Source organism: Zunongwangia mangrovi (genome assembly GCF_900112105.1).
Classification (GTDB): domain Bacteria; phylum Bacteroidota; class Bacteroidia; order Flavobacteriales; family Flavobacteriaceae; genus Zunongwangia; species Zunongwangia mangrovi.
Window position 1 is genome coordinate 1,268,051 of sequence record NZ_FOKV01000001.1, and the last position, 25,896, is coordinate 1,293,946.

General features: G+C 36.4%; 26 protein-coding genes. 8 read left to right on the top strand and 18 right to left on the bottom strand.

From position 1 onward, the window contains the following. Positions 1-55 precede the first annotated feature (55 nt). The gene (locus BM201_RS05535; protein WP_092540347.1) at positions 56-1,189 is read left to right on the top strand and encodes a DegT/DnrJ/EryC1/StrS family aminotransferase; all 1,134 of its coding nucleotides are present in this window, start codon (positions 56-58) and stop codon (positions 1,187-1,189) included. A gap of 75 nt (positions 1,190-1,264) precedes the next feature. Here the strand turns inward: BM201_RS05535 and fabD are convergent, their stop codons facing one another. The 5 genes from fabD to BM201_RS18225 form a co-directional block, all read right to left on the bottom strand. Beyond that, positions 1,265-2,146 (bottom strand): ACP S-malonyltransferase, encoded by an 882-nt coding sequence (gene fabD, locus BM201_RS05540; RefSeq protein ID WP_092540348.1) that lies wholly within the window; start codon positions 2,144-2,146, stop codon positions 1,265-1,267. 199 nt (positions 2,147-2,345) lie between these two features. Then, complete coding sequence (locus tag BM201_RS05545) at positions 2,346-2,846, bottom strand: pyridoxamine 5'-phosphate oxidase family protein (protein WP_092540349.1); 501 nt, start codon at positions 2,844-2,846, stop codon at positions 2,346-2,348. A gap of 96 nt (positions 2,847-2,942) precedes the next feature. Continuing rightward, positions 2,943-3,806, bottom strand: a complete 864-nt coding sequence (locus tag BM201_RS05550) for a fructosamine kinase family protein (RefSeq protein WP_092540350.1) — start codon at positions 3,804-3,806, stop codon at positions 2,943-2,945. Next, positions 3,793-4,284, bottom strand: a complete 492-nt coding sequence (locus BM201_RS18220) for a dihydrofolate reductase (RefSeq protein WP_245758580.1) — start codon at positions 4,282-4,284, stop codon at positions 3,793-3,795. Before BM201_RS18220 ends, BM201_RS05550 begins: the two co-directional genes overlap by 14 nt. A 3-nt stretch (positions 4,285-4,287) precedes the next feature. Then, complete coding sequence (locus BM201_RS18225) at positions 4,288-4,764, bottom strand: 2TM domain-containing protein (RefSeq protein WP_245758581.1); 477 nt, start codon at positions 4,762-4,764, stop codon at positions 4,288-4,290. Between the two features lie 64 nt (positions 4,765-4,828). Between BM201_RS18225 and BM201_RS05560 the strand changes: the two genes are divergently transcribed. Then, a complete protein-coding gene (locus BM201_RS05560; protein ID WP_092540351.1) occupies positions 4,829-5,914 on the top strand; it encodes an aminotransferase class V-fold PLP-dependent enzyme in 1,086 nt (361 codons plus the stop codon). A gap of 32 nt (positions 5,915-5,946) precedes the next feature. Here BM201_RS05560 and BM201_RS05565 read toward each other — a convergent pair whose 3' ends face one another. From BM201_RS05565 to BM201_RS05620, 12 genes are all read right to left on the bottom strand, one after another. Then, positions 5,947-6,228 carry a DUF427 domain-containing protein gene (locus BM201_RS05565; protein ID WP_175486987.1) on the bottom strand — a complete coding sequence of 94 codons (282 nt, stop codon included), beginning with the start codon at positions 6,226-6,228 and terminating at the stop codon, positions 5,947-5,949. Positions 6,229-6,230: 2 nt separating this feature from the next. Beyond that, entirely contained in the window at positions 6,231-6,836 is a 606-nt protein-coding gene (locus BM201_RS05570) for a hypothetical protein (protein WP_092540353.1), read from the bottom strand. 191 nt (positions 6,837-7,027) lie between these two features. Then, on the bottom strand, positions 7,028-8,005 hold the full coding sequence (locus tag BM201_RS05575) for an L-histidine N(alpha)-methyltransferase (protein ID WP_092540354.1): 978 nt from the start codon (positions 8,003-8,005) through the stop codon (positions 7,028-7,030). Positions 8,006-8,020: 15 nt separating this feature from the next. Further along, the gene (gene egtB / locus BM201_RS05580; RefSeq protein WP_092540355.1) at positions 8,021-9,184 is read right to left on the bottom strand and encodes an ergothioneine biosynthesis protein EgtB; all 1,164 of its coding nucleotides are present in this window, start codon (positions 9,182-9,184) and stop codon (positions 8,021-8,023) included. A 138-nt stretch (positions 9,185-9,322) separates the two neighbouring features. Continuing rightward, positions 9,323-10,069, bottom strand: coding sequence for a hypothetical protein (locus BM201_RS05585; protein WP_092540356.1), 747 nt, complete (start codon positions 10,067-10,069; stop codon positions 9,323-9,325). Positions 10,070-10,124: 55 nt separating this feature from the next. After that, complete coding sequence (locus BM201_RS05590) at positions 10,125-10,535, bottom strand: energy transducer TonB (protein ID WP_092540357.1); 411 nt, start codon at positions 10,533-10,535, stop codon at positions 10,125-10,127. A 39-nt stretch (positions 10,536-10,574) separates the two neighbouring features. Next, the gene (locus tag BM201_RS05595; RefSeq protein WP_092540358.1) at positions 10,575-10,952 is read right to left on the bottom strand and encodes an energy transducer TonB family protein; all 378 of its coding nucleotides are present in this window, start codon (positions 10,950-10,952) and stop codon (positions 10,575-10,577) included. Positions 10,953-10,981: 29 nt separating this feature from the next. Further along, positions 10,982-11,806, bottom strand: coding sequence for a thymidylate synthase (locus BM201_RS05600; protein ID WP_092540359.1), 825 nt, complete (start codon positions 11,804-11,806; stop codon positions 10,982-10,984). A gap of 145 nt (positions 11,807-11,951) precedes the next feature. Then, positions 11,952-13,649, bottom strand: a complete 1,698-nt coding sequence (locus tag BM201_RS05605; protein ID WP_092540360.1) for a NupC/NupG family nucleoside CNT transporter — start codon at positions 13,647-13,649, stop codon at positions 11,952-11,954. Between the two features lie 15 nt (positions 13,650-13,664). Then, positions 13,665-14,288 (bottom strand): bifunctional nuclease family protein, encoded by a 624-nt coding sequence (locus BM201_RS05610; protein ID WP_084839689.1) that lies wholly within the window; start codon positions 14,286-14,288, stop codon positions 13,665-13,667. Between the two features lie 83 nt (positions 14,289-14,371). Next, entirely contained in the window at positions 14,372-15,340 is a 969-nt protein-coding gene (locus BM201_RS05615; protein ID WP_092540361.1) for an electron transfer flavoprotein subunit alpha/FixB family protein, read from the bottom strand. A 60-nt stretch (positions 15,341-15,400) separates the two neighbouring features. Then, complete coding sequence (locus tag BM201_RS05620; protein ID WP_092540362.1) at positions 15,401-16,147, bottom strand: electron transfer flavoprotein subunit beta/FixA family protein; 747 nt, start codon at positions 16,145-16,147, stop codon at positions 15,401-15,403. Between the two features lie 311 nt (positions 16,148-16,458). Between BM201_RS05620 and BM201_RS05625 the strand changes: the two genes are divergently transcribed. From BM201_RS05625 to BM201_RS05650, 6 genes are all read left to right on the top strand, one after another. After that, a complete protein-coding gene (locus BM201_RS05625; protein ID WP_092540363.1) occupies positions 16,459-17,436 on the top strand; it encodes a pyruvate dehydrogenase complex E1 component subunit beta in 978 nt (325 codons plus the stop codon). A gap of 62 nt (positions 17,437-17,498) precedes the next feature. Beyond that, positions 17,499-19,985, top strand: a complete 2,487-nt coding sequence (locus BM201_RS05630; protein WP_092540675.1) for a DUF5686 family protein — start codon at positions 17,499-17,501, stop codon at positions 19,983-19,985. Positions 19,986-20,053: 68 nt separating this feature from the next. Further along, positions 20,054-20,566 (top strand): inorganic diphosphatase, encoded by a 513-nt coding sequence (locus BM201_RS05635; RefSeq protein ID WP_092540364.1) that lies wholly within the window; start codon positions 20,054-20,056, stop codon positions 20,564-20,566. A gap of 192 nt (positions 20,567-20,758) precedes the next feature. Continuing rightward, positions 20,759-21,535 carry a non-homologous end joining protein Ku gene (ku, locus tag BM201_RS05640; protein ID WP_092540365.1) on the top strand — a complete coding sequence of 259 codons (777 nt, stop codon included), beginning with the start codon at positions 20,759-20,761 and terminating at the stop codon, positions 21,533-21,535. Positions 21,536-21,537: 2 nt separating this feature from the next. Next, complete coding sequence (gene ligD / locus BM201_RS05645; protein ID WP_092540366.1) at positions 21,538-23,976, top strand: DNA ligase D; 2,439 nt, start codon at positions 21,538-21,540, stop codon at positions 23,974-23,976. A gap of 33 nt (positions 23,977-24,009) precedes the next feature. Next, entirely contained in the window at positions 24,010-25,047 is a 1,038-nt protein-coding gene (locus BM201_RS05650) for an App1 family protein (RefSeq protein ID WP_092540367.1), read from the top strand. A gap of 152 nt (positions 25,048-25,199) precedes the next feature. On the opposite strand, the gene BM201_RS05655 is transcribed toward BM201_RS05650, so the two are convergent. Beyond that, the gene (locus BM201_RS05655) at positions 25,200-25,892 is read right to left on the bottom strand and encodes a sterol desaturase family protein (RefSeq protein ID WP_092540368.1); all 693 of its coding nucleotides are present in this window, start codon (positions 25,890-25,892) and stop codon (positions 25,200-25,202) included. Positions 25,893-25,896 lie beyond the last annotated feature (4 nt).

Here is a 25,896-nt window from a genome sequence, read left to right on the forward strand (position 1 = left end):
AATGTATGGCAATAGCTGCTATATTTCGTAATTTTGATTCCACAAGAAAAAACAAATGAGAAAGATACAGATGGTTGACCTTAAAGGTCAATATGACGGAATAAAAGATCAAATAAATACTTCTTTTGAAGAGGTGATAACCTCCACAGCTTTTATAAACGGACCAGAAGTTCAAAATTTTCAAAAAGAACTCGAAGCATATCTTGGTGTAAAACACGTAATCCCTTGTGGGAACGGGACAGATGCTTTGCAAATTGCCATGATGGGGCTAGGTTTAAAACCTGGTGACGAGGTGATTACTGTAGACTTTACTTTTGCAGCTACCGTAGAAGTTATCGCTTTGTTAGGTTTAACGCCGGTTTTAATTGATGTTGAGCCAGATACTTTTAATATCGATCCTGAAAAAATTAAGTCGGCAATTACGCCAAAAACCAAAGCAATCGTGCCGGTACATTTATTTGGCCAGTCGGCAAATATGGATGCGATCATGGAAATTGCTGAAGCTAACGATCTTTTTGTGATCGAAGATAATGCGCAGGCCATTGGCGGAAACTACCACGATAAAAACGGGAAAACCCATAAAACCGGAACTATTGGTCATGTTGGAGCCACCTCATTTTTCCCATCTAAAAACTTAGGGTGTTATGGAGATGGTGGAGCGATCTTTACTAACGATGATGAATTGGCGCATACCATTCGCGGGGTTGTAAACCACGGAATGTACGAGCGTTATCATCATGATGTGGTTGGCGTGAACTCTAGATTAGATAGTTTGCAGGCAGCAGTTTTAAGAGCAAAATTACCAAAATTGGATACTTATAATGCGGCTCGTAGAAAATCAGCAGATCTTTACGATGCAGCTTTAAAAGAACAGGAAAATATAATTACACCGGTTCGTGTTGGCAAAGACGATACCCATGTTTTTCATCAATATACTTTACGAATCACGAACGGAAAAAGGGATGATTTGGTAAAGCATTTTCAGGAAAATAATATTCCATGCGGCGTATATTATCCAATTCCGCTTCATAAGCAAAAAGCCTATGCCGATGAACGTTACAATGAAGCCGATTTTGAAGTGACCAATCAACTGGTAAAAGAAGTAATTTCTTTACCAATGCATACCGAATTAGATGAAGAGCAAATCGAATTTATTACATCGACTCTTATCGAGTTTGTGAACGCTTAATTTTAAAGTTAACGCTAAAAAAAGCCCAATCTTAAAGATTGGGCTTTTTTGTATGTATTATTTATTCTGAAGAATTTAAATCGCTGCGGAAGAAGTTTCCATTTTACGATCTACTTTTTTTACGAGTCCTTGTAAAACTTTTCCTGGGCCAACTTCAGTAAAACTTGTAGCACCATCTTTCATCATATTTTGCACAGATTGAGTCCATTTTACCGGAGCTGTTAATTGAAATACCAAATTCTTCTGAATTTCAACCGGATCTGTTACCGCAGTAGTACTCACATTTTGATAAATAGGGCAGCTTGGATTCTTAAAGTTTGTAGCTTCTATTGCTGCTGCCAGTTCTTTTCTTGCCGGTTCCATAAGTGGTGAATGGAAAGCTCCACCAACAGGAAGCAGTAATGCACGTTTAGCTCCTCTTCCTTTTAATTCTTCGCAGGCTTTTTCTACAGCTGCAACTTCGCCAGAAATTACTAATTGCCCTGGGCAGTTATAATTGGCCGCAACAACAGTTCCTTCAATTTCAGCACAAACAGCTTCTACCAACTCATCTTCTAATCCTAAAACTGCAGCCATTGTAGATGGCGTGATTTCGCAGGCTTTTTGCATAGCTAAAGCACGTTGAGAAACAAGTTTTAGGGCGTCTTCAAATTCTAAAGTATTATTAGCTACAAGAGCAGAAAATTCTCCTAAAGAATGCCCGGCAACCATATCTGGTTTAAAATCTGCTCCTAAAACTTTACTTAAAATCACGCTGTGCAAAAATACTGCAGGCTGGGTAACCTTAGTTTGTTTTAGATCTTCAGCAGATCCGCTAAACATTGTTTCGGTTATAGAAAAGCCAAGAATTTCATTTGCTCTATCAAATAATTCTTTAGCTTCAGCAGACTTTTCATATAGATCTGCTCCCATTCCTGAAAATTGTGCTCCCTGTCCGGGAAAAACGTATGCTTTCATTTTCTAAATTTTATCCTTAAAAAAGGGCTTTAATAGCTGTTTCGATCCTAATATTGGCTTCGAAACTCGAAATTATAAATAATTACGTCATTTTCTTCAGCAGAAAAAATAACGGAATAATGGCAAAAATAGGAAGAATAAAAAAGACCTCACAACAAAAAGTAGCTGCGAGGTCTTTTCGACAAATACACTATTAATATTATAGGTCTAATTTTCCTTTTTCTCCTATATCTTGTTGATTTCCTGTAACGGCCGATACGCCCATTTTAAATAGCGATACATATTTGTTAGATTTTGTATCCCAGTAATAAGCTTCTTCAGGATTCACCTTAATTGCGCTAAGGTTTGGATCATCTGTTCCTTTAAACCAAGTATCGTCTACGCTACTATAAAGGTCTTCTAAAATATCGCTTTTGGTAACTATAGATGCCTGGCCATAAATACTAATGAATTCGTAATCTTTAACATCACTATAAAGAAGCTGAACATCACTATCTTTTACAATATTGGCATTGTGATCACTGTTTAGACCGCTTAAAAACCAAATATTACCTTCGGTATCTACTTTTTTAGTGGTCATAGGTATGGCATCTACTGGCTTGCTACCAATATTGGTTACCAGCATACCGGTTTTAATATCTTCAACAAAAGATTTTACTTTTTTTCTAGCTTCACTGTATTCTAAATTCTCTGTGCTCATAGTCTTTTTTATTTATTATGAAGATACAATTCAGCTTAGAGCTTAGCCGCTAATAAACTGCTAAAAACGAAATGCTTGCTGTTAAGAATTGTGAAATTAGGTGTAGCGGTCGATAATATTTTTGCAGGAACCTAAATAGCCGGTACCAAATAAATTGAGATGTACAAGTAAATAATAAAGTTGCCAGATGGGTACGCGATCATCAAAACCTTTTTCTACGGGGAATTCTTCAAAGTAGGTGTTAAATAAAACCGAGTCGAATCCGCCAAAAAGTTTCATCATCGAAAGATCCATTTCTCGTGGCGCATAAGCAACGGCAGGATCGATTAGGCAGGGACTTCCTTCAGCATTAACAAGGTAATTACCGTTCCAAAGATCACCATGGATTAAAGCCGGTTTTTCCTGTGGGATAAGATCGTATAATTCTGAACAGAATTTTTTTGTGTCGCCTAAATCATAAGCTTGTTCTTTCGCTAGTTTGAATTGTGGTTCTAAGCGCTCTTCATTATAGAAGTCAACAATATTTTCGTGCTCGTTATTTTGCTGAGGTAGGCTGCCAATATAATTATCTTCAGAAAAACCGAATTTCGGCTGCGTGTTTTTATGTAAGTCGGCCATTTGCTTCCCAAAAACTGTCCAGAAATTGGATGATCTTGAACCTGTTTCCCGATGTTCCATTAAAAGGCAGGAGTAGTCGTTTTCAGTATATACATCGATCATTTGTGGTACATCGATGGCTTCAGCAGCTTTTAAAGCTTTCATTCCCGCCATTTCAGCTTCAAACATTCCTGGGAATTTTGTGGCGCTATTCATTTTTACCACCTTCTTTCCTTCCGTAGTATTCAGCAAAAAAACATCATTAATATCTCCTCCAGATAGCGAGGTGATATTGTTGATTTTTAGATTGTTTTTTTCTTCAATTATTTTAAAAAGTGGCTGATAGTTTTCATTTACGCTCATAAGTTAGGTAACTAAAAGAGTATTTGTGTTTCTCGTCTTTTTCATGAAAAACCTCTTCAGTTAACTTCCATTCCTTTTCGTCGATTTCAGGAAAAAAAGTATCGGCATCATCAAAGCTTTCATGAACACGGGTAAGTTCGATCTTGTCTGTTCTTTCCAATCCCATTTTATAGATCTCACCACCACCAATTATAAACGGATTTGGATCCAGGTCTTGTGCGATCTTTAATGCCAGTGATAAACTTTTTACAACATAAACTCCTTTGCCAGGATCGTAATCTTCGTTTCTGGTAATTACAAAATGAGTACGATTTGGTAGTAATCCATCAAAACTTTCAAAGGTTTTGCGGCCCATAATAATCGGGTGATTACTGGTTAGTTTTTTAAATCGTTTAAAATCATCTGGTAATCGCCATAAAAGGTCGTTTTCTTTTCCAAGAGCATTATTTTCGGCCGCAGCCGCGATCATTGTAACCATAAGTTAGTGATTGTTGTTTTGGTCTGGTTTATCTGGAGAGATTGGTTTAAATCTTTCGTTAGTTTCGTTGTTTTCTGGGAAGTTTTTTTGATTACTTTTATTAGGTAGCGGATGATCTTTCTCTACCTGTTGCTGTAATTTAGCAATCTTTTCTTTTTGCTTAGCAACAAGTTTATCGATCTGTTTTGCCTGCCATTCTTTTCCCATAAACGTATTTACTAAAAGCACATTAAAGAAGTGAATCAAAAAGATAAATCCCCAAATAAGGATAACCCAAACAAACCAATTATAGCCTAATAGTAATATATCTTCTTTAAAGCCTATTACCACATTTAAAATAATAGCCAAAATAGAAGCGCCAAGAAATACGATAAAGTGCTGAAAGAGTCTTTTTTTCTGAAGTGTTCTTTTTCTGGCATTTTCGTACAATTCGCGCTGTTCGGCATCTACTTTAGAAGTATTTTTCTTTTTAGAGAACATAAATAAAGGTACTTTAGTGCTATTAACAAATTTACATTTTTTAGAACTGAATTCTTTAAGGCTTATGAGTAATTTAAGAAAAGGCTTTCCCGTTTTAGACCGATATACTTACCTAAATACAGCAGCTTCGGGATTACTTCACGAGAAAGTTTTAGAATTCAGGCAAGAGCACGATCTCGATTTTTTAATTTCAGGCAGTGTTTTAAAAGAAGGCCAAGGAAAACTTCTAACCGGCGTTCGTGAAGAAGTTGGTGAAGCTTTTAATTGTGCGCCAAACAGGGTAGGACTGGTACCTAATTTTTCTTATGGTTTTAATACGCTTTTGGAAGGAGTCGAAAAACCCAAAAAGGTGTTGTTGCTGAAAAATGATTACCCGTCGATCAACTGGCCTGTAGAATCCAGAGATTTTGAAATTTGTTATGCTGAAATCAATGAGTTTTTAGAAGAAAATATTGTTGAAGCTTTAAAGAAGGAACAACCTGAGTTTTTTGCATTTAGTGTTGTGCAATATATCAACGGAATTAAGCTAAGTATCGCATTCCTCACCCAGCTAAAAAAGGATTTTCCAGACGTTATTTTTATTGCAGACGGGACGCAGTTTTTGGGAACTGAAGCTTTCGATTTTGATGCCACGGGAATAGATGTTTTAATCTCCAGTACGTATAAATGGCTAAATGCCGGCTACGGTAATGGTTTTATGCTTTTCAATAAAGATATCGAAGGTAAAGTATCACCAAAACATTTGGGTTTTGGTTCTTTGCAAGGAAAGTATAAAGCGCATGAAGGCAATTTCCTGGGTAAATTTGAACCTGGGCATCAGGATACTTTAAACTATGGGAGTTTAGGTGAAGCTCTAAAATTGATCAAAAATATCGGTATTTCTACGATAGAAGATCAGGTGAGTATTTTAAAAGGTCAGGCTAAAAAGCTTTTTACTGAAATGAATTTATTAGAAGATGCTGTTGTAAAAAGAGGCGATCATTCATCGATTTTCAATATAAAAGGAGACGATAAATTATATCAGTATTTACGAGAAAAAGATATCATAGTTTCGCAGCGCGGTGAAGGTTTACGTGTGAGTTTCCACTATTTTAATACCGAAGAAGAACTGGAAATTCTGGAAAAGGCACTTAAAGCTTACAAAGGATAGATGCTATCTGAAATTCAAGAATTTATTAATTCTCACTCCTTAATTTCTACACCATTTTTAAAGGCTACGTAGTTTTGAATGGGTTTTGCAGCGTGGCTGGCTTGCGGATAGTACCAGGCAGCATCTTCGTTTTTCTCGCCATCAACCTCTAACGTAAAATAGGATGCAAGACCTTTCCAGGGACAGCGTGTTTGTTTTTTGCTGTTTTTAAAGTATTCTTTTTTTATACTTTCCATCGGGAAATAGCAGTTGCTTTCTACTTTTTTAGTATCTGCACTTTCAGCAATCACGGTATTTTTCCAAATCGCTTTCATAATTACTGATTTTCGATAAAAACCTGAGAAGTTTTATTAGGAAGTTGAATTAAAATTCCGAAGCGATTATTATCCAATTTCGCTAAAACAATATTAGATTTTCCGTTCTTATAAACAAAACCAGTCCAAGCGCTGTTAAAAGCATTTTCAGAATGCTCAATATTCATTTTTGTTGAAAATGAATAGGTTTTTTCGCCCAACACAATGCTGTTTTCCTCTGAATTTAAGCTGAAATTGGGATAAGTATCTTCAGTAGATCGAAATTCGATACTTTCTGCGGTCTTTTTTATATCGTAAGATAAATGGCTATTAGTTCTTATAATTTTAGAATATTCATTTTCCCCGGAAGAAGTGTTTTCTTTGATTCTCGCCTTTTCTGAAAGAAAATTTAGTATAGAACCGTCTGGTTTATCTTCAAACTGTAGACTCTTCTCTAATTCGGTATTTCTTTTTGATTTTTCAACAGTTTCGATTTCTGAAAAAATGATTTTCCCTTGCGGAATGAATCGCTTTAAGCCTGTATTTTCTGAAGTTTCAGCATAATCCTGCATCGGGATAAATGCGAAACTTAAAAGAATGGCAGAAAAAAGGAAAAGTAACTTTTTCATAGAAATAGATTTGATTATCCGTAATTAGTCATAATTTTTTGTTTTCGTCTTTCCGGACTTGATCCGGAATCTCATACTATACTACACTGAAAACAACTTATTGTGATGAGACCCTGAATCGAGTTCAGGGTGACTACCTCCAATTATAATTTATTGCGGACATTCGTAAATTGATTTTATTCGTTTCAGATCTAAAGATCTTTCCTTCTAAAGATATAATTTTTGTAGCAGTTTTCCGAATCGCTAAATTCTTCAATAACTTCTAAGCCAGCTTCTTTGGCTAGCCATTGCACAATATTATCGTCGTATTTCTGTGAAATTTCAGTATGAATGGTTTCCCAGGCATCAAAATGAATGTCCAGGCCAAGCTTGTCGATTTTTACCTGCTGTTCTTTTTTGCTCACTAGGTAACTCGCTGCCGTACCGGTTTCAGGGTTGTAGGTTTCCCAGTGTTTAAAATCATCGGTATTAAAGTCGGCTTCCAACTCGTTATTCATTCTTACCAGAAGATTTTTATTGAAAGCTTCTGTGATTCCGTGGGGATCATTATAAGCATCCAGGATTATTTGAGGATCTTTTTTCTGATCGAAGCCCATAAATAACATATCTTCTTCACTCATCGCTTCGCAGATATTCTTTAAAAAATCGATCGCTTTTTCATGCAAAAGATTCCCAATGTTAGAGCCCAAAACCATGATCACTTTTTTGCGCGAGTTATAATCGGCCAGTTTCTCTAAGGTTTTAAAATAGGTTCCTTGCTGAGTTTTTATGTTTACGCCGGGAATTTCTGTTTTTAAAGCCTCCTCTAATTCGTCTAAAACATGCTGACTAATATCGACCGGTAGATAATTGAAATCATAATTTTTAGCCACCAGATGCTTTAGTAAAACTTTCGTTTTTTTACCGTCGCCGGCGCCAAGTTCTATAAGGTCAAAGCCTTTTTCGCTATTGAAAGAATCGGCGATCGAAGCTGTATGTTGCTGAAGAATGCCAAGTTCGCAATTGGTTAAATAATACTCTGGCATATTCATGATCTGCTGAAAGAGCTTATCTCCTTTTTCATCATAAATATATTTTGAAAGTAGATATTTAGGAAAGCTGGTTAGGCCTTTAGCAACATCTTCTTCAAAAGCAGTTTCATATTTTGTGGTAGTTGGTGTAGATTTCATAATGTAAGTTGATCGTTATTTTGCAAGGCGAATTCCTGTGAATTGCCAGCGTAAAGGGGCATGGAAAAAGTTGCGATAAGTTGGTCTTGTATGTTTGTTGGAAGTAGCAACAGAGCCACCACGTAACACCTTTTGATTCACCATAAACTTACCATTGTATTCGCCTAAAGCGCCAGGAGCTTTGCTGTAACCGGGATATGGAGAGTAAGCGCTTTCTGTCCATTCCCAACGTGATCCCCAGTTAAATTTGCTGTTGGCAACTTCCCATTCCTGCTCGGTTGGCAAGCGTAAACCTTTCCATTGTGCAAAAGCAAAAGCTTCGTAATAGCTAATATGACTTAGCGGCGCATCTAAAATTAATTTTTGTAAACCTTGCAGTGTAAATTGATGCCAATCGCCATCGATGTTGTGCCAGTAAGAAGGTGCTGAAATTTGATTGGTATTTACCCAATCCCAGCCTTCAGCATGCCAAAGTAAAACATCCTTGTAACCACCGGCTTCAATAAATTCGATATATTCCTTATTGGTTACCAGTTTATTCGAAATTTGATAATCGGCTAAATAAACGGTGTGGCGACCAAGTTCGTTATCGTAACAAAAATCGGTGTTATTATGGCCAATATCATAATTCCCCTTTTCTACAGCGATCCATTCCTGCGGAATATCCTGAATCGGGTTTTCTTCAAACTGGTCGTTGTATTTGGGGAAAAGCGGATTGTTTCCTAAAATGTATTTTATATCGGTATATAATAATTCCTGGTGTTGCTTTTCGTGATGGCAGCCAATCTCGATCACTTCTAAAATTTCAGGACTTAACTCTTCAGATTCGATAAAATCTTTTAATGCTTTAGAAACATAATTCCTGTACTTATACACCCATGCAACGGTTGGGCGCGAAAGATTTCCGCGATCTGTACGTATCACCTTTTCGCCTACGCTTTCGTAATAACTATTAAAAACATAAGCCGAATGATCATCAAAAAGCTGATAGTCGCTTTTGTAAGGTTTTAGCACAAATTCTTCAAAGAACCAGGTCGTATGTCCCAAATGCCATTTAGGCGGAGAAACATCTACAATGGGTTGTACAACGTAATCTTCGGTTTCCAGAAAAGAACAAATAAGTTCAGATTGTGCTCGCGTTTCGTTGAAAAAATCTAATAATTCAGATTGTAGAAGCATAAAAAGAGATGTGCGATTAGTGTGTATCTCTCAAATTTACAATTTTTTAGAGGCGATAAGTTTTCGTTTCCGTTAATCCCAAGTTAAAAAAGGAATAGCGATCGTAACGAAGTGAATAACGTTATTCGCGGGTTGAATTTAATTGGTATATCCAAAAAATGGCATGTGATACGTAACCGCTACATTTTTTCCATCTTTTTGTGCCGGAATAAAGTCGTTAATTTTTGTGATTATATTCTCTATATTTCTATTCAATTTATCGTCTTTTCCAACACATTTTGCGATGTTAATTTCTCCATTTTCTGAAATCACAAAACTTAATGAAGCAGAGAAAGATTCTTCTTTCAGTAAACTTGTATTTACTCTTGGAAGTATATAATTTGCGAAATATTCAGAGATGCATTTTTTTGGTGTTTCTGTAGTTTTACATTTTTTAGGTAAAGGTGGTACATCATAATCCTTAGTGCTTAATGCTGAAGGAAACTTTTTGAAGTTGTTCAAATCCATTTTAAAATCTAAAATTGTATTCACAGGATGACCATTTTTTATTCCCGCGGTAAATTTTGGAAGCGTCATTATCAGGTTTTCTATTTCTGAAGAAATCTCTTTATTATCTGTTAAAGATCTGGACCATTTTACAACACCAAAGGAGTCAATAATAATCTTTGCACTTATTGGTAATTTTGCAATTGTGTCACTAAGAATATTGGTATTGAAATTCTGTTGTATGTGAACTTTTATCTTTTTAAGAGTACAATCCTCTGTTTTACTTTTACAACTATCAATAATAGGCTTGTTGTCTAATTCTTGCCAGGATATCATTTTCTGGCTACTTACTGTTGATATCTGGAAGAAAAACAAAAAAAGAATAGCAGTGATTTTCATAATTTAGAGGTTGGTAGTTTTCAGAAAATGAAACCTTTAAATGTATGAAAAAAAATTAAAGATCTAACGGTATCGTGTATTTTATAGAAATAGGTTTTCCTGCTTTTTTAGCCGGCGTCATTTTAGGAAGTTTAGCAAGCATTTTTTCTAAGGCCGCTTTTATTCTTGGTTCTTCTGTTTCGATCGTATCGATCTTTGCCACACCTTTTTTATCGATATGCATTTTTATTGTGGCTTTACCTCGAAGAAAATCCCCAGTATCTTTCCTGGGATATTTATAAGTAGTTTTTACAAGCTCAAGGAATTTTTGACTAAAGCATTTTTCTTTGTTTTCTGCGGAATCACAACCTGGCCAAACCGCAGCAATTTCTGAAACTTTAACTGTATTACCTTCAGTTTTTACGCCTTCCTGTCCAAAGCCTAAAGTGGTGAAAAGAAAGAAAACAATAAGTAGTAGATTTTTCATAAAAACTGAAGGTTATTTTATCTAATTTCAGATATAATTTTAGAATTTAAACGGAACGGTAAATTCGCGCGCATCGGGTTCTCCCTGAAGTGTTCCCGGTTCCATATTCGGCATTTTTTCGATCATTTTTTTTGCTGCTTTATTTACCAAAGGTTCGTCACCTTCGATATTTAAAACATTCACTTTGCCTTTTTCATCAACTTCAAACTTGATGGTCACTTCGCCACGAACATATTCGCCGGCGTCATTTTTAGGATATTCGTAATTTTCTCTAACGTGCTCGCTAAGTTTCTTGTTAAAGCAGGTCTTTACATTTTTGCTATCCTCACAACCCGGCCAAACTGGCGAAGTTTGCTGCGCCGAAACAGTGGTGATACTTCCAAATACAAAACTTGCTATTAGCAATAAGCTTTTCATGATTGTTAAAATTTTAAATTAAAGATTTTTTAAACCGCAACTTTACCTTTTATGGCTGGATGCGGATCGTAACCCTCTAATTTAAAATCTTCAAAGGAAAAATCAAAAATATTAGTAATTTCAGGATTTAACTTCATTGTTGGTAGCGCTTTTGGCGTTCTACTTAGTTGAAGTTTTACTTGTTCCATGTGATTGCTGTAAATATGTACATCACCAAAAGTATGAATAAAATCTCCCGGCTGGTACCCACAAACCTGGGCCATCATCATCGTGAACAAAGCATAAGACGCAATATTAAAAGGAACGCCTAAAAATACATCGGCACTACGTTGATATAACTGGCAACTTAATTTGCCATCTGCTACATAGAACTGAAAAAATGCATGGCAGGGTGGAAGCGCAGCTTTGCCGTTGGCTACATTTTCTGAAAATGAAACCGAAGTATTTGGCATTACTGAAGGATTCCACGCAGAAACCAGCATTCTACGGCTATTAGGATTGGTCTTTAATGTTTCTATAATTTCTGAAATCTGGTCGATTTCTTCACTATTCCAGTTTCTCCACTGGTGACCATAAACCGGTCCTAGATCGCCATTTTCATCGGCCCATTCGTTCCAGATCCTAACACCGTTTTCTTGTAGATATTTAACGTTAGTATCACCTTTTAAAAACCAAAGCAATTCGTAGATTATCGATTTTAGATGCACTTTTTTGGTAGTGACCATAGGGAAGCCTGCGCTTAGATCGAAACGCATCTGGTAACCAAAAACACTTTTAGTTCCTGTGCCGGTGCGATCTCCTTTTTCAGCTCCGTTATCTAATATGTGCTGTAATAAGTCGTGATATTGCTTCATAATTCTGCTGCCCTTTTTATCTAGAATACTAATAATTGAATGCTAAAATAGATAATATGTTCTAAATCTTTGATTCAATATGCATAAAAAAAGGTGTAGCCTAAAACCGCTACACCTTTTTTGTTATTCTTAAAATTAATATTTTTTAGCCGATGATCATACCTGCGATTGTTGCAGAAAGTAAAGAAGCTAAAGTTCCCCCTATTACTGCTTTTATACCAAATTCAGATAAGTTTTTACGCTGTCCTGGCGCTAAAGAGCCAATTCCTCCAAGCTGAATACCTATCGAAGCAAAATTTGCAAATCCACATAACATATAGGTTGCCATAATGATCGATTTTTGATAGGTTAGACTTAATGCTGTCGCGGGATTTTTAAGTTCTGCTAACTGGATATATCCAACAAATTCACTTGCTGCCAGTTTAATCCCCAGTAACTGTCCCATTAGCATCATATCTTCTTTAGCAACACCAATAAGCCACATTAATGGAGCGAAAACAGTACCTAAAACCGCTTCTATAGAAAATGTTTGATATGGGGTGTTTGCTGCTAAAAAGTCATTTAAATGAGTGAACTCACCAATTTTTGCAAAACCATAGTTAAGCATTGCAATTAAAGCAACAAAAACTAATAGCATGGCCCCAACGTTGGCTGCAAGTTTTAAACCTTCAGTAGTACCAATAGCGATCGCATCTAATACGTTAGATCCTATTTTTTCTGAAGAAACCTCTACATCAGTATTAATTTTTTCCTGCTGCGGGTATAGTATTTTTGAAATTACAATGGCTCCCGGTGCTGCCATTACAGAAGCTGCTAATAAATGTTTGGCAAATTCTAATCGAGCAACAGGATCGTCACCACCTAAAAAGCCAATGTATGCTGCTAAAACTCCACCTGCTACAGTTGCCATTCCACCGATCATTACCAATAAGATTTCAGAACGCGTCATACGCTCTAAGTAAGCTTTGATCATTAAGGGAGCTTCGGTTTGGCCTAAGAAAATATTTCCGGCAACGTTTAAACTTTCAGCTCCAGATATTCCTAGAAGTTTGGTTAAAACCATAGCAAAAACTCTAACTACTACCTGTATAATTCCGTAGTAAAAAAGAATAGAAGTTAGTGCTGAAAAGAAAATTATGGTTGGTAATACCTGGAATAAAAAGATATAGCCAAAACTCGACGTATCCATTAATCCACCTAAAAGGAATTCACTACCTGCGGCTGTAAATTCCAGGATTTTAACGAAGATTTTTCCAACAAATTCGAAGGTAGATTTTACCCAGTTTATTTTTAAAACTCCGTAAGCCAGTAATAATTGCATCCCCAGACCAATACCTACTGTTTTCCAGTTGATGGCTTTACGCTTACTACTAAATAAAAATGCAAGAAGTATAAGAGAGAACATTCCTAAGATTCCGCGTAAGATACCTGTAGTTGTAATTCCCTGATTAGGGATGATCTTTTTTGCGGTTTTAGCCGGGATAACTTCGGCGATCTTAGGTTGATGTGCTTTTAAATCGATGCCATTTTTACCGCTTTTAAGCACCATAGAAGAGTCTGATAATTTGGTGACTCTGTAGTTTTCCATTGCTCTGTTGGGCCTGGTATAAAAAAGAACCAGAATATCGTTTTGATACATATAGTCACCACGAGCCAGAGTATCATTTTCTTTAGAGAAGCTAAATCTTCCTTTGTTTATGGTGAGTATACTTTCTGGCTTAAAGATGTCTCCAGAAATGCTGTCTACATTAGTTTCGATCTTCCAGCTTTTCGTAATACTTTGAGCTTGCAGTAAAGGGAAGCTAAAAAGCATTAAAAAAAGAAGGCATAGTAATCTCTTCATATTTAAAAAGGGGTATTAATGTCTTTTAGAGATTTCGTCTCTAAGTCTGGCTGCTTTTTCGTAATCTTCGTTTTGAACAGCCTGGGATAATAAACTTTCCAGTTCGCTTAAAGATAACTTTTTATAGTTATTATCTTCTTTAGAAATTTCAATATCGTCTGTTAGAAGCTCTTCAGAAATAATCTCTTCCTGGTTTTCTTCTTTTTCTTTTTGTTGCTGGTCTTCACCCTGAAGGTAAATTCCGGCTTTTTCGAGGATATTTTTATAGGTAAAGATTGGGGCATCAAACCTTAAAGCTAATGCAATGGCATCGCTTGTACGGGCATCGATGATCTCTTCGATCTTATCTCTCTCACATATAAGACTGGAGTAAAATACACCATCTACAAGTTTATGGATAATTACCTGTTTTACTGTGATATCGAATCGATCTGAAAAGTTTTTGAATAGATCATGCGTTAGCGGTCTTGGTGGGCGTATTTCTTTTTCGAGCGCAATCGCTATGGATTGAGCTTCGAATGCACCAATTACAATGGGTAATTTTCTATCACCACCAACTTCACTTAATATAAGAGCGTATGCTCCATTTTGGGTTTGACTGTAAGATATTCCTTTGATATTCAGACGCACTAAACTCATATTCCATAAATTAAAAAAGGCTGTCTAAATAGAGCATTTTACCAAATTTAGACAGCCCTTTTAAGGGGCACAAGTTATAAAATTTATGCATTTTTAGCCTTAAATTCCTTCAATTTTTCATTTAGCTTAGGAACAATTTCAAATGCATCGCCAACAACTCCATAATCTGCAGCTTTAAAGAAAGGTGCTTCTGGATCGTTGTTAATCACCACTTTCGTTTTGGCAGCATTGATCCCTGCTAAATGCTGTATCGCTCCAGAGATACCTACTGCAATATAAAGATTAGAGGCTACTGGTTTACCAGTTTGCCCAACGTGTTCGCTGTGCGGTCTCCATCCCATATCACTTACTGGTTTAGAGCAAGCTGTCGCTGCACCAAGAATATCTGCCATTTCTTCGATCATTCCCCAGTTTTCTGGACCTTTTAATCCACGGCCACCAGAAACAACAACTTCTGCATCGGCAATTGTTACTTTGTCTTTTGCTTTGTCCACAGATTCTACGTTTACCGTAAAATCTTCGGCTGAAAGTTGAGGTTCAAATGCTTCTGAAGCTGCTGCGCCTTCACTTTCTTTAAGTCCGAATGCATTTTTGGAAAGCCCTACAACTTTTACTTCCGTAGAAATTTCAGTAAAATTGAAAGCTTTATTTGTGAAAGCTGTTCTTTTCACTTGAAATGGAGAAGTACTCTCTGGAAGTGCAACTACGTTTGAAGCATAACCAGCTTCTAACTGCACGGCCACAAGCGGTGCGATATATTTTCCGTTAGCAGACTGGTCTAAAACGACTACTTTAGATGATTCTTTTTCAGCAGCCTGTTTAATCGCATCAGCATAAGCTTCAGCATTAAAATTCTTTAATTTATCGCTGCTTACACTTAAAACCTTATCTACACCATATTTACCAAGCTCGCTGGTATCTTCAGCATTAAAAACAATAGCGGTAAGGCTAGTGCTCATAGCTTCAGCGATACCTTTTGCGTAAGAAGCAGCCTCTAGCGCTCCTTTTTTAAATTTTCCGTCTTCTGATTCTGTATATACTAAAACTGACATTCTTTAAATTTTAATTAGATTAAAAACCTTTGTTGAAAATCGATAAAATCGGCTTGAGTTTTAAATAACTTTAGCCTCATTATGCAATAGATCGATCAATTGATCCAAATTCTCTGGATCTATTAATTTTACATCACCTTTTGGTGCTGGTTTTTCAAATTTCACTGCTTTTGTAGCAGCTTCAGCTCCACTAGGTTCTACAACATTTAAAGGTTTTTTACGCGCCTGCATGATACCTCTCATATTAGGTATTTTAAGGTCACTTTCTTCTACGATTCCTTTTTGCCCGCCAATTACTAAAGGAAGACTTGCCGTTAAAGTTTCTTTACCACCATCGATTTCACGAATGGCAGTTGCCTTAACACCTTCAACTTCTAGACCTATACAGGTATTTATAAAGTTGGCTTTTAGCATCCCGGCAAGTAAACCAGGTACCATGCCGCCATTGTAATCTATAGATTCTCTTCCGCAGATAATAAGGTCGTAATTTCCTTCACCTGCAACTTTTGCCAATTCTTTAGCTACCTGAAAACCATCTGTAGGAATAGTGTTAATTCTAATAGCTGTATCTGCGCCAATAGCCAGGGCCTTACGCAAGGTAGGCTCGGTTTCTGGGCCACCAACATTTATAATATCTACGCTGGCTCCCTGCTTTTCTTTAAACCACATAGCACGGGTTAAACCAAACTCATCATTGGGATTTATAACAAATTGAACTCCGTTAGTGTCAAACTTACTGTCACCTTCGGTAAAGTTAATTTTTGAGGTTGTATCAGGAACATGGCTAATACACACTAATATCTTCATATTTGTAGTTCTTTTTTTATTAAACGATATGTTTACGAAGTTACATAAATAAATTAGAAAATACTATGCGTGCATAATAAAAATATCATAAAAATTTGCTCAGTATTTGCGTTAAGCTTAAAAATCGACGTTTTTGATGAGTTTTTGATAATAAAATAGCTGGTTTTTTGATGATATAGTCGCTGTGTAGTGCTATGAATTATTTAAGTTTTTTTAGAAGGTAAATTTTTAATGGTTTATGTGGTAAAAACTTTATCTAATTACTATTTTTGTGTTCCTATAAGACATAAAAATTAATATCAAGAACTATAATGAAGACAATTCAATTTAGGGAAGCCGTTCAACAGGCTATGAGCGAAGAAATGCGCAAAGATGAGTCCATTTATTTAATGGGTGAAGAAGTAGCCGAATATAACGGTGCATATAAAGCTTCTAAGGGAATGTTGGACGAGTTTGGACCAGATCGAGTTATCGATACTCCAATTTCTGAGCTTGGATTCTCAGGGATAGGTATTGGTAGTGCTATGAATGGTAACCGTCCTATTATAGAGTTCATGACCTTTAACTTTTCCCTTGTTGGAATAGATCAAATTATAAACAACGCAGCTAAAATTCGCCAAATGAGTGGTGGGCAATTTAATTGTCCTATTGTATTTAGAGGGCCAACAGCTTCTGCTGGTCAGCTTGGTGCAACACACTCACAGGCTTTTGAAAGCTGGTATGCAAACTGCCCTGGTTTAAAAGTAATCGTTCCTTCTAATCCTTACGATGCAAAAGGACTTTTAAAATCAGCAATTAGAGATGACGATCCTGTTATCTTTATGGAAAGTGAGCAAATGTATGGTGATAAAGGTGAAGTGCCAGAGGAAGAGTATGTAATCGAAATTGGTAAAGCCGATATTAAACGTGAAGGTACAGATGTAACGATCGTTTCTTTTGGTAAGATCATTAAAGAAGCTTACAAAGCTGCAGATGAGTTAGAAAAAGAAGGAATTTCTGCGGAAGTGATCGATCTTAGAACTATTCGTCCTATGGATCATGCTACCATTATCGAGTCTGTAAAGAAAACAAACCGTTTGGTGATTCTTGAAGAAGCATGGCCATTTGGAAACATTTCTACAGAAATCACTTATCAGGTACAGGAACAAGCTTTCGATTTTCTTGATGCACCAATCATCAAAATAAACACAGCAGATACTCCGGCTCCTTATTCTCCAGTTCTTCTTAAGGAATGGTTGCCTAATAGTGAAGATGTTGTTAAAGCTGTAAAAAAGGTAATGTACAAGTAATTCAGATAAACTATATTTGACCCCTCATCCCCTCAAAGATGAGGGGTTTTTTGTTTATCTTTATGAAGTACTTTCTCTTATCTACCCTATTTATTTTTAGTTGCTTCAAGGTCTTTGCGCAGACCCAGGTGAGCGGTATTGTTGTAGATGAAAATGGTGTGGGAATTCCCTTTGCCAATGTGATCTTTACAGATTCTAGTGAAGGTACCACAACAGACGAAGAAGGGAATTTCTCGCTGTCTTCTCAAAAAAATTATACTTCAGTTACTTTTTCATTTTTAGGCTATCAAACTAAAGATGTAAGCCTTCAGAATAAAAATCTAGATAACCTGAAGGTGACGCTATACGCGTCTTCAGAATCACTTTCAGAGGTGAGAATATATAAAGGAGAAACCTCGAAAAAGAACAATCCTGCTATAGATATTCTGCGGAAGATCTGGGCAAACAGGCGAGGTAATGGTGTAAAGAAATTCGATCAATATGCCTATCGTCGTTATGAAAAATTAGAATTCGATTTAAATACTATTGATAGTTCGCTTATTGAAAGCCGAATCTTTAACGGGATGGAATTTATTTTTGAAGATTTGGATACCAATCGGATCACAGGAAAAACTTATCTGCCCGTATTTCTAAACGAATCCGTTAGTATGGTTTATGGTGACAATACCACAGGCCAGGAACTTACCGATTTAAAAGGAAATAAAAACTCTGGTTTTAGCGATAACCAAATGCTAATTTCTACGGTGCGGGATATTTACGACGAGATCGATGTTTACGATAACTATTTACGATTTTTTGATAAGAATTTTGTGAGTCCGTTGTCTAAAACTGGTATCAATGTGTACAATTATGTACTTGCCGATAGTGCATATGTAGACGATAAATACTGCTATAATATTGTGTATTATCCACGTCGGGAAAACGAACTTACCTTTCGAGGAGACTTTTGGGTAAATGATACCACCTGGGCCATTAAAGATATTAATCTTGAAATGTCTGAAGGTGCCAATTTAAACTGGGTAAAAGGTGTTTATATAGAACAGGAATTCGATGTTTTAAATGACTCGGTTTTTTTGCTGAAGAGAGACTTTTTTCAAGCCGATTTTGCCTTAAGAGAGAAAGAAGATTCTCGTGGTATCTACGGAAAAAGAACCGTCCTATACGACCAATATGAATTTGATAACGAACGTCCGTCATCATTTTATAATAAAACGGTAAACCGCTATCGCGAAGAAGTCTATAATCGTGAAGATGATTTTTGGCAGGAAAACAGGCTCGAAGAATTAAACGGAGACGAACGCGGAGTCTATGATATGCTCGATACACTTAAGACCGTAAAACAATTTAAGCGATTATACAATGTATCTACCGCTCTTGCTACCGGGTATTTAGATTTTGAAGGTTGGGATTATGGTCCTATTTTTTCTACAGTAGGATTTAATGATGTAGAAGGAATCCGACTTAGAGCTGGTGGTAGAACCTATTTTTCACAACATGATAAATGGCGAATTGAAGGTTATGGTGCCTACGGTTTTGAGGATAATAAATTTAAATATGGTATCCAGGGAAAGGTTTTGCTGGATCCTGATAATCGCTTAATCATTTCTGCAGGTAATCGTAGGGATGTAGAACAGTTGGGAACTAATTTAACCAATACGACAGATGTTTTAGGAAGAAGCTTAGCATCTTCGGCATTAATAAGTACAAGTTCAAATAATAGCTTAAGTTCGATCAATCTTTCGGTTCTAGCCGTAGAAATAGAACCTGTTGAAAATCTAACTTTTAGGGTAAGTGGCTCGTATCGTGAAATTGAAGCCGCTTCAGAAGGCTTTAGCCTCGATTTTTATACTGATGAAACCAGAACTCAGGTATCATCTGAATTGCAACAGACTGAAATTTCCAACCTTATTATGTATACACCAGGAAGAAAAACCGCAGGTTATGGTGTAGAACGTGAAGAAATAGAAGATGATCACGCCACAATGTTCGTGAACTATACATTGGGTGTAAGCAATATTTTTGAAAGTGATTTTGATTATAAAAAACTTCAGTTCTTTTACAATCAACCTTTTATGGTTGGTGGTTTTGGTCGAGCTAATCTTAGTTTTGAAGCTGGTAAAACTTACGGTGAAGTACCTTTAGCCTTACTTAGTGTCGTGCCGGGAAATCAAACTTATTTCCAATTATACAATACCTTTGCGCAACTGGATTATTACGAGTTTGTAACAGATACCTATGTTGCAGCACATTTTGAGCATAATTTTAATGGCCGCTTATTTTCAAGAATTCCGTTATTGCGGGATCTAAACTTAAGAGAGATCATTGGAGTGAAAGGGGTTTGGGGAGAAATTTCAGAAGATAATATTCGTTTAAATGCTTCAGGTATACCTTTATTAGCGCCTAATGATGAGCCATATTGGGAGTATAGCCTTGGGGTTGGAAACATTTTTAAAATCATTAGGATCGATGCTCATTTCCGCGGAAATTATTTGGATAATCCTGATGCAAGGCAATTTGGAGTGACTATAAATTTTGGTTTTCACTTTTAAGTAACACTGTTAAAGATAAGAATTCACTATATTTGAAAATCTAATAAAGTTCAACAAAAACAAATAAAATGTCAGAAACTTTTGATGTACTAATTGAAATTCCTAAAGGAAGTCGAAATAAATACGAATACGATTTCCAACTTAAAAAAGTACGTTACGACAGGATGATTTTCTCTTCAATGATGTATCCTGCAGATTATGGTTTTATTCCAGAAACTTTAGCACTAGATGATGATCCACTGGATGTACTTGTATTGGTAAGCGAACCAACTTTCCCTGGTATCGTTATGGAAGTAAAACCTATTGGTGTATTCCACATGGCAGATGAAAAAGGACCAGATGAAAAAATTATCTGTGTACCAGTATCAGACCCTATTTGGAATAGACTTAATGATCTTAAAGAATTAAACGGTCACTTAATAAAAGAGATAGAACATTTCTTTAAAGTTTATAAAGATCTTGAAAAGAAAAAAGTAGATGTTGGTGATTGGGGAGACGCAGATGAAGCTAAAAAGATCATCAAAGAATGTGTAGCTCGATACGAAAACTACGAAGGTGATCAAAATCGTCTTAAATTATAAGACACTCAAAAACTATTATAGTCCTTACGGGTAACGAAGCAATAACTAAACGGTTATTGCTTTTTTATTTTATAGCAGTGATGTTTTTCCTACCATACAAGATTAGATATTCCAGACATCATTTATTTTAACTTCTCTACAACGCAGGTGCTCTTATATTTCTCTTAATTTTAGACGAAAGCGCAGAAAACTATGAGATCAATCTGGAATGGCTCGATAAGCTTTGGGCTCGTATCGATTCCTGTAAAATTATATTCGGGATCAGAAGATCGTAAACTTGATCTTGATATGCTAGATCGTCGCGACCAGGGACGAATAAGATATAAGCGAGTGAACGAAGATACCGGGAAAGAAGTTGAATGGAAAGATATCGTAAAAGGTTTTAAAAAGGATGAAGGCTATGTGATCCTAGAAAAAGAAGACTTCGAAAAGGCTAATATGAAGAAGAGTAAAACCATCGATATCGAAGAGTTTATCGAAGAAAAAGAAGTTGCAGATGTTCTTTTTAAGAAGCCTTATTTTTTGGAGCCACAAAAAGAAGGTGGTAAATCTTACAATTTGCTTCGCGATGCGCTAAAGAAAACCAAGAAGTTGGGCGTGGCTACTTTTGTAATGCGTCAAAAAGAGCACCTTAGTTTGGTGGGCGTTTATAACAATGCACTTGTGCTTCATGTTATTCGATTTGCAGATGAAATTAGGAATCCAAAGGATCTAAAACTGCCAAAAACCAAAGTTCAGAAAAAAGAAGTGGATATGGCGATTTCACTTATTGATCAATATACCACTAAGTTTAGTTTCGATAAATTTAAAGATGTTTATAACGAGCAGTTGCAAAAGATCATCGATTCTAAAGCCGCCGGTGAAGCGCCAGAGACCGAAGAATTTGATAGCGAACCAACACCGGCAAAAGATCTAATGGCGCAGCTAAAAGCCAGTTTAGATAAAAAGAAAAAGAATAAAGCCTCTTAATTTTGAGTTTAGACGAGTATAAAAAGAAACGGAATTTTAATAATACTCCTGAACCTAAAGCTGAATCGAACGATGAAGATCTAAACAGGTTCGTAATTCAGCGGCACCAGGCCACTCGATTACATTATGATCTTCGTCTGGAAATTGGCGGAACGCTAAAAAGTTGGGCAATTCCCAAAGGTCCGTCAATGAATCCAAGAGATAAGCGATTAGCTGTTCATACTGAAGATCATCCCATTAAATATTTAAAATTTGAAGGAGAAATTCCGAAGGGGAATTATGGCGCAGGCCAGATGGATATTTGGGACGAAGGCGAATTTAGCAGTCCGCTAGAGAATAAGAATTTGCTTCAGCAATATCAAAATGGAGATCTAAAGCTTCAGTTTTCAGGGAAGAAGATAAAAGGGAATTTTGCTCTGGTTAATACAAAGCAGGGCAAGGAAAATCACTGGTTGCTAATTAAAAAGAAAGACGAGTTTTCTACCGATCTTATTTATGACGCCGAGGTTTATGCTGAAGTTTATTCTGAAAACATTTCCGAAGAAAATAAAAAGATAAGACCTCCAAAAGTACGAAAGTTAAAACCTGAAGATACCGTAAAACCAATGTTGGCTACTACGGCCAAAGAAATTTTTAATCATCCAGATTGGATCTACGAGTTAAAATGGGACGGGTATCGATTAATAGCACATGTAGATCATGGCGAGGTGCGCATTTATTCTAGAAACGGAATTAATTACAATTCAAAATTTCCGCTTTTGGTAAAGGATCTAGAACAGATCGATCAACAAGCTATTGTTGATGGCGAGGTGGTAATCGTAGATAAAAATGGGTTGCCAGATTTCCAGGCTTTGCAGAATTATGATAAAAATACTCCGGGTACGCTAAGATTCTATGTTTTTGATATGCTTTTTTTAAATGGACATAGCATGTTAGAATTGCCGTTGATAGATCGAAAAAGTCTAATTCCAGAGGTTTTAGAGGATTTAGATTATACTTTTTATTGCGATCATATAGAAGGTATGGGAACTGCATTTTATAAAAAGGCGATCGATAGCGGGATGGAAGGCGTGATCGCGAAAAAAAGCGATACGACCTATGCGCCCGGTTATCGAACCGAAAACTGGCTAAAAATTAAAGCGGTAGAAAGTGAAGAAGCCATAATTTGTGGTTATACAAATTCTAAAGGAGCTGTTTTTGGGTCATTGATCCTGGGAATGTTTAAAGATGGGCAACTTACTTATGTTGGTAACTGCGGAAGTGGATTTTCTAACGAAAAGCAAAAAGAATTGCTTGCTAAAATGAAAGATCTTAGTGCGGAAAAATCTCCATTTTCCAAAAAAATAAATTTAAAAGGAAGAACCCCAAATTGGATAATTCCTGAACTAATTTGTGAAGTAAAATTTTCTGAATGGACAAAATCTGGTGCGATGCGTCACCCGGTTTTTAAAGGTTTGCGAGAAGATAAAACCACCACAGAAGTAAAACCTGAAGCTAAGATTGAAACTCCAGAGCGTTCAGAAAAATCGGCTTCAAATTCGGGGAATCTTGATATTGGAGGGATTTCAGTGCCGTTTACCAACCTGGATAAAATATACTGGCCAAAAGATAAAATAAGTAAGTACGACCTTATCGAATATTATCTTCAGGTTTCAGAAATTATGCTTCCGTATTTAAAAGATCGTCCGCAAAATTTACATCGACATCCAAACGGGATTCAGCAAAAAGGATTCTATCAAAAAGACAACGAAAGTTTACCAGATTGGGTGGCGACAACGAGTATTTATTCTGAATCTTCAGAAAAAAATATCGAATATCTGCTTTGCCAAAATGAAGCGACTTTATTGTATATGGCTAATCTGGGTTGTATAGAAATTAATCCCTGGCATTCTAAAATCGGTAATCTGGATGCGCCAGATTATGGCGTGATCGATCTAGATCCTTCAGATAAAAATACTTTTGAAGAAGTGATAGAAGTGGCACAAGCCGTAAAAGAAGTGCTGGATTTAGCGAATATCGATGGGTTTTGTAAAACTTCAGGCTCCAGAGGATTACATATTTATATTCCGTTTGGTGGACAATATTCATACCAGGAAGGACGAGATTTTATAAAATTACTCTGCTATTTTGTTCAGGATAAATTACCAGAACTCACTAGTATGGAGCGAGTGGTAAAAGCCAGAAAAGGAAATATATATTTGGATTATTTGCAAAATCGCCGTGGGCAAACGATTGCCGCACCTTATTCGGTACGCCCAAGAAAAGGAGCTACTGTTTCTATTCCGTTAGAATGGGACGAGGTAAAAAGCGGTTTGAAGATCACCGATTTTAACATTTTTAATGTTCCGCAGCGAATTTCAGAAATAGGAGACCTTTTTAAAGAATTAGGTTCAAAAGCAATTAATATGGAAAATGCCCTAGAGAGGCTTAATGCCGAATAAAATTTGTAAACTTATAGACGGAAAATTACTTGAATGTTTAAACGAATAAAAAAGTTACTGGGGCGATATAAAAACCTGGATCAGGTACTTATCGTGCCCTATCGAAGTTATGGAACCTACTCAAGGTTATTTGTGAAAGGTCGTGTTCTGGATAATGCGCCGCTAAAGATTCATCAAGATCAAAATAAGTGGAAAACCTTTGTGAACACATATAAGCAATTTGATAGTTTTGAAATTCCCGATGCTGAGGTTGAATTGCAAATTCCCGGGAAGATCAATCTAAAAACAACAACCAATGATGAAGGCTATTTTCTCTTCAATCAAAATCTTGAAAATAATATTGCTGAAGTATCCAATGATGAAGGTTGGGTAGATTATCAGCTGTATTATCGTGAAGAACTGGAACCCAAAACCGAACTTTTAGGCGATCCTTTTGAAGGCGAATTTCTGATTCCATCTGTAGATGCAGAATATGGCGTTATTAGTGATATCGACGATACGATCTTGCATACGGGAGTCACCTCTTTCTTAAAATGGCGGTTGCTGAAAAACAGCTTGCTTACCAATGCCTATAAACGAATGCCTTTAAAGGGCGCACCAGATCTTTATAAACTATTGCATAAAGGCAGGGCAGAAGGAAACCGAAATCCAATGTTCTATTTAAGTAATAGCCCCTGGAATATGTATGAATATTTAAAACTGTTCCTGGATTATAATGGTTTTCCCAAAGGCCCGATCTTGCTTAGAGATATAAGACATCCATTCGAAAAAACAATAAAGCCAGAAAAACCACATAAGCAGCGAGAGATCTTTAATATCCTTAAAACCTATCCAGATCTTAAGTTTATTTTGATTGGGGATAGTGGAGAACATGATGCTAGCATTTATACAGATATTGCAGTACAGCATTCAGATCGTATTTTGGCGATATATTTAAGAAGTGTAAATCATAAAAAGCAAATGCAGCGTGTGCAAAGCATTATCGATGATTTTGACACCACACCTGTGCTAATGGTTCATAGCTCTGCTGAAGCAATTACTCATGCCCGTGAAAATGGATTTATTAAGTAGTAAACTACCAAGGGCTAAGCCTACCAGGCATTCGCTGGAAACAAATTTTTAATTTTGAGGCAAGCCTCTGGGTGTTACACCCATTGGCGGTGCTAATAAAAAAGCCGAATGACAATCATCATTCGGCTTTAATTTCTTGAAAGGGAATTTATTTAATGCGTATGTCCTTTTCCTTGATTTTCGTCGTCTATACTTTTTCCTACAGCAGTTTTTGCACTGGCCGGAGTTTGTCTTGGCATGGTTCTAAAGATATGATCCCAAAAAGGAGAAGATACCCCAAAAGCACGATCTGGTTCACGATAATGGTGAATACTATGGTGATGCCATAAGATCTTTAAAAAGTTGTTAGGCACTTTAAATGCATGCACTGAATAATGTACCGCAAGATAACCTGCATATCCTACTAAGAAACCTGCTAAAAATCCAAAAACGTAATCGCCTAAAATTGCTCTGTATATTATAAAAAGTACAGAGGTTACGATTAGACTTAAAACAGGAGGCATAGCTAATCTAGATTTATCTTTTGGATAATCGTGGTGAACACCATGCATGGTGTATGAAATTTTTTGCCTTCTAGGTGTTGTTGCCGGGATATGATATAAATAGCGGTGTGCTATATATTCTATGAAAGTAAAGAATAATAATCCGCCGGCAAACCAGGCTAAAATTTCAGGAGTTCTAAATCCTTTTTCAAAAATTCCGTAGTAAATAAGTGCAGCAGCGGTTCCAAAAAAGATAATTAATGGAGCAGAAATATGCGTATGCGTTAATTTTTCTAAAATAGGATTCTCAAATAATTTTGGTGATCCTTTATGCTTAGGTCGTTTCAGTTTAGTAGATTCCATAATC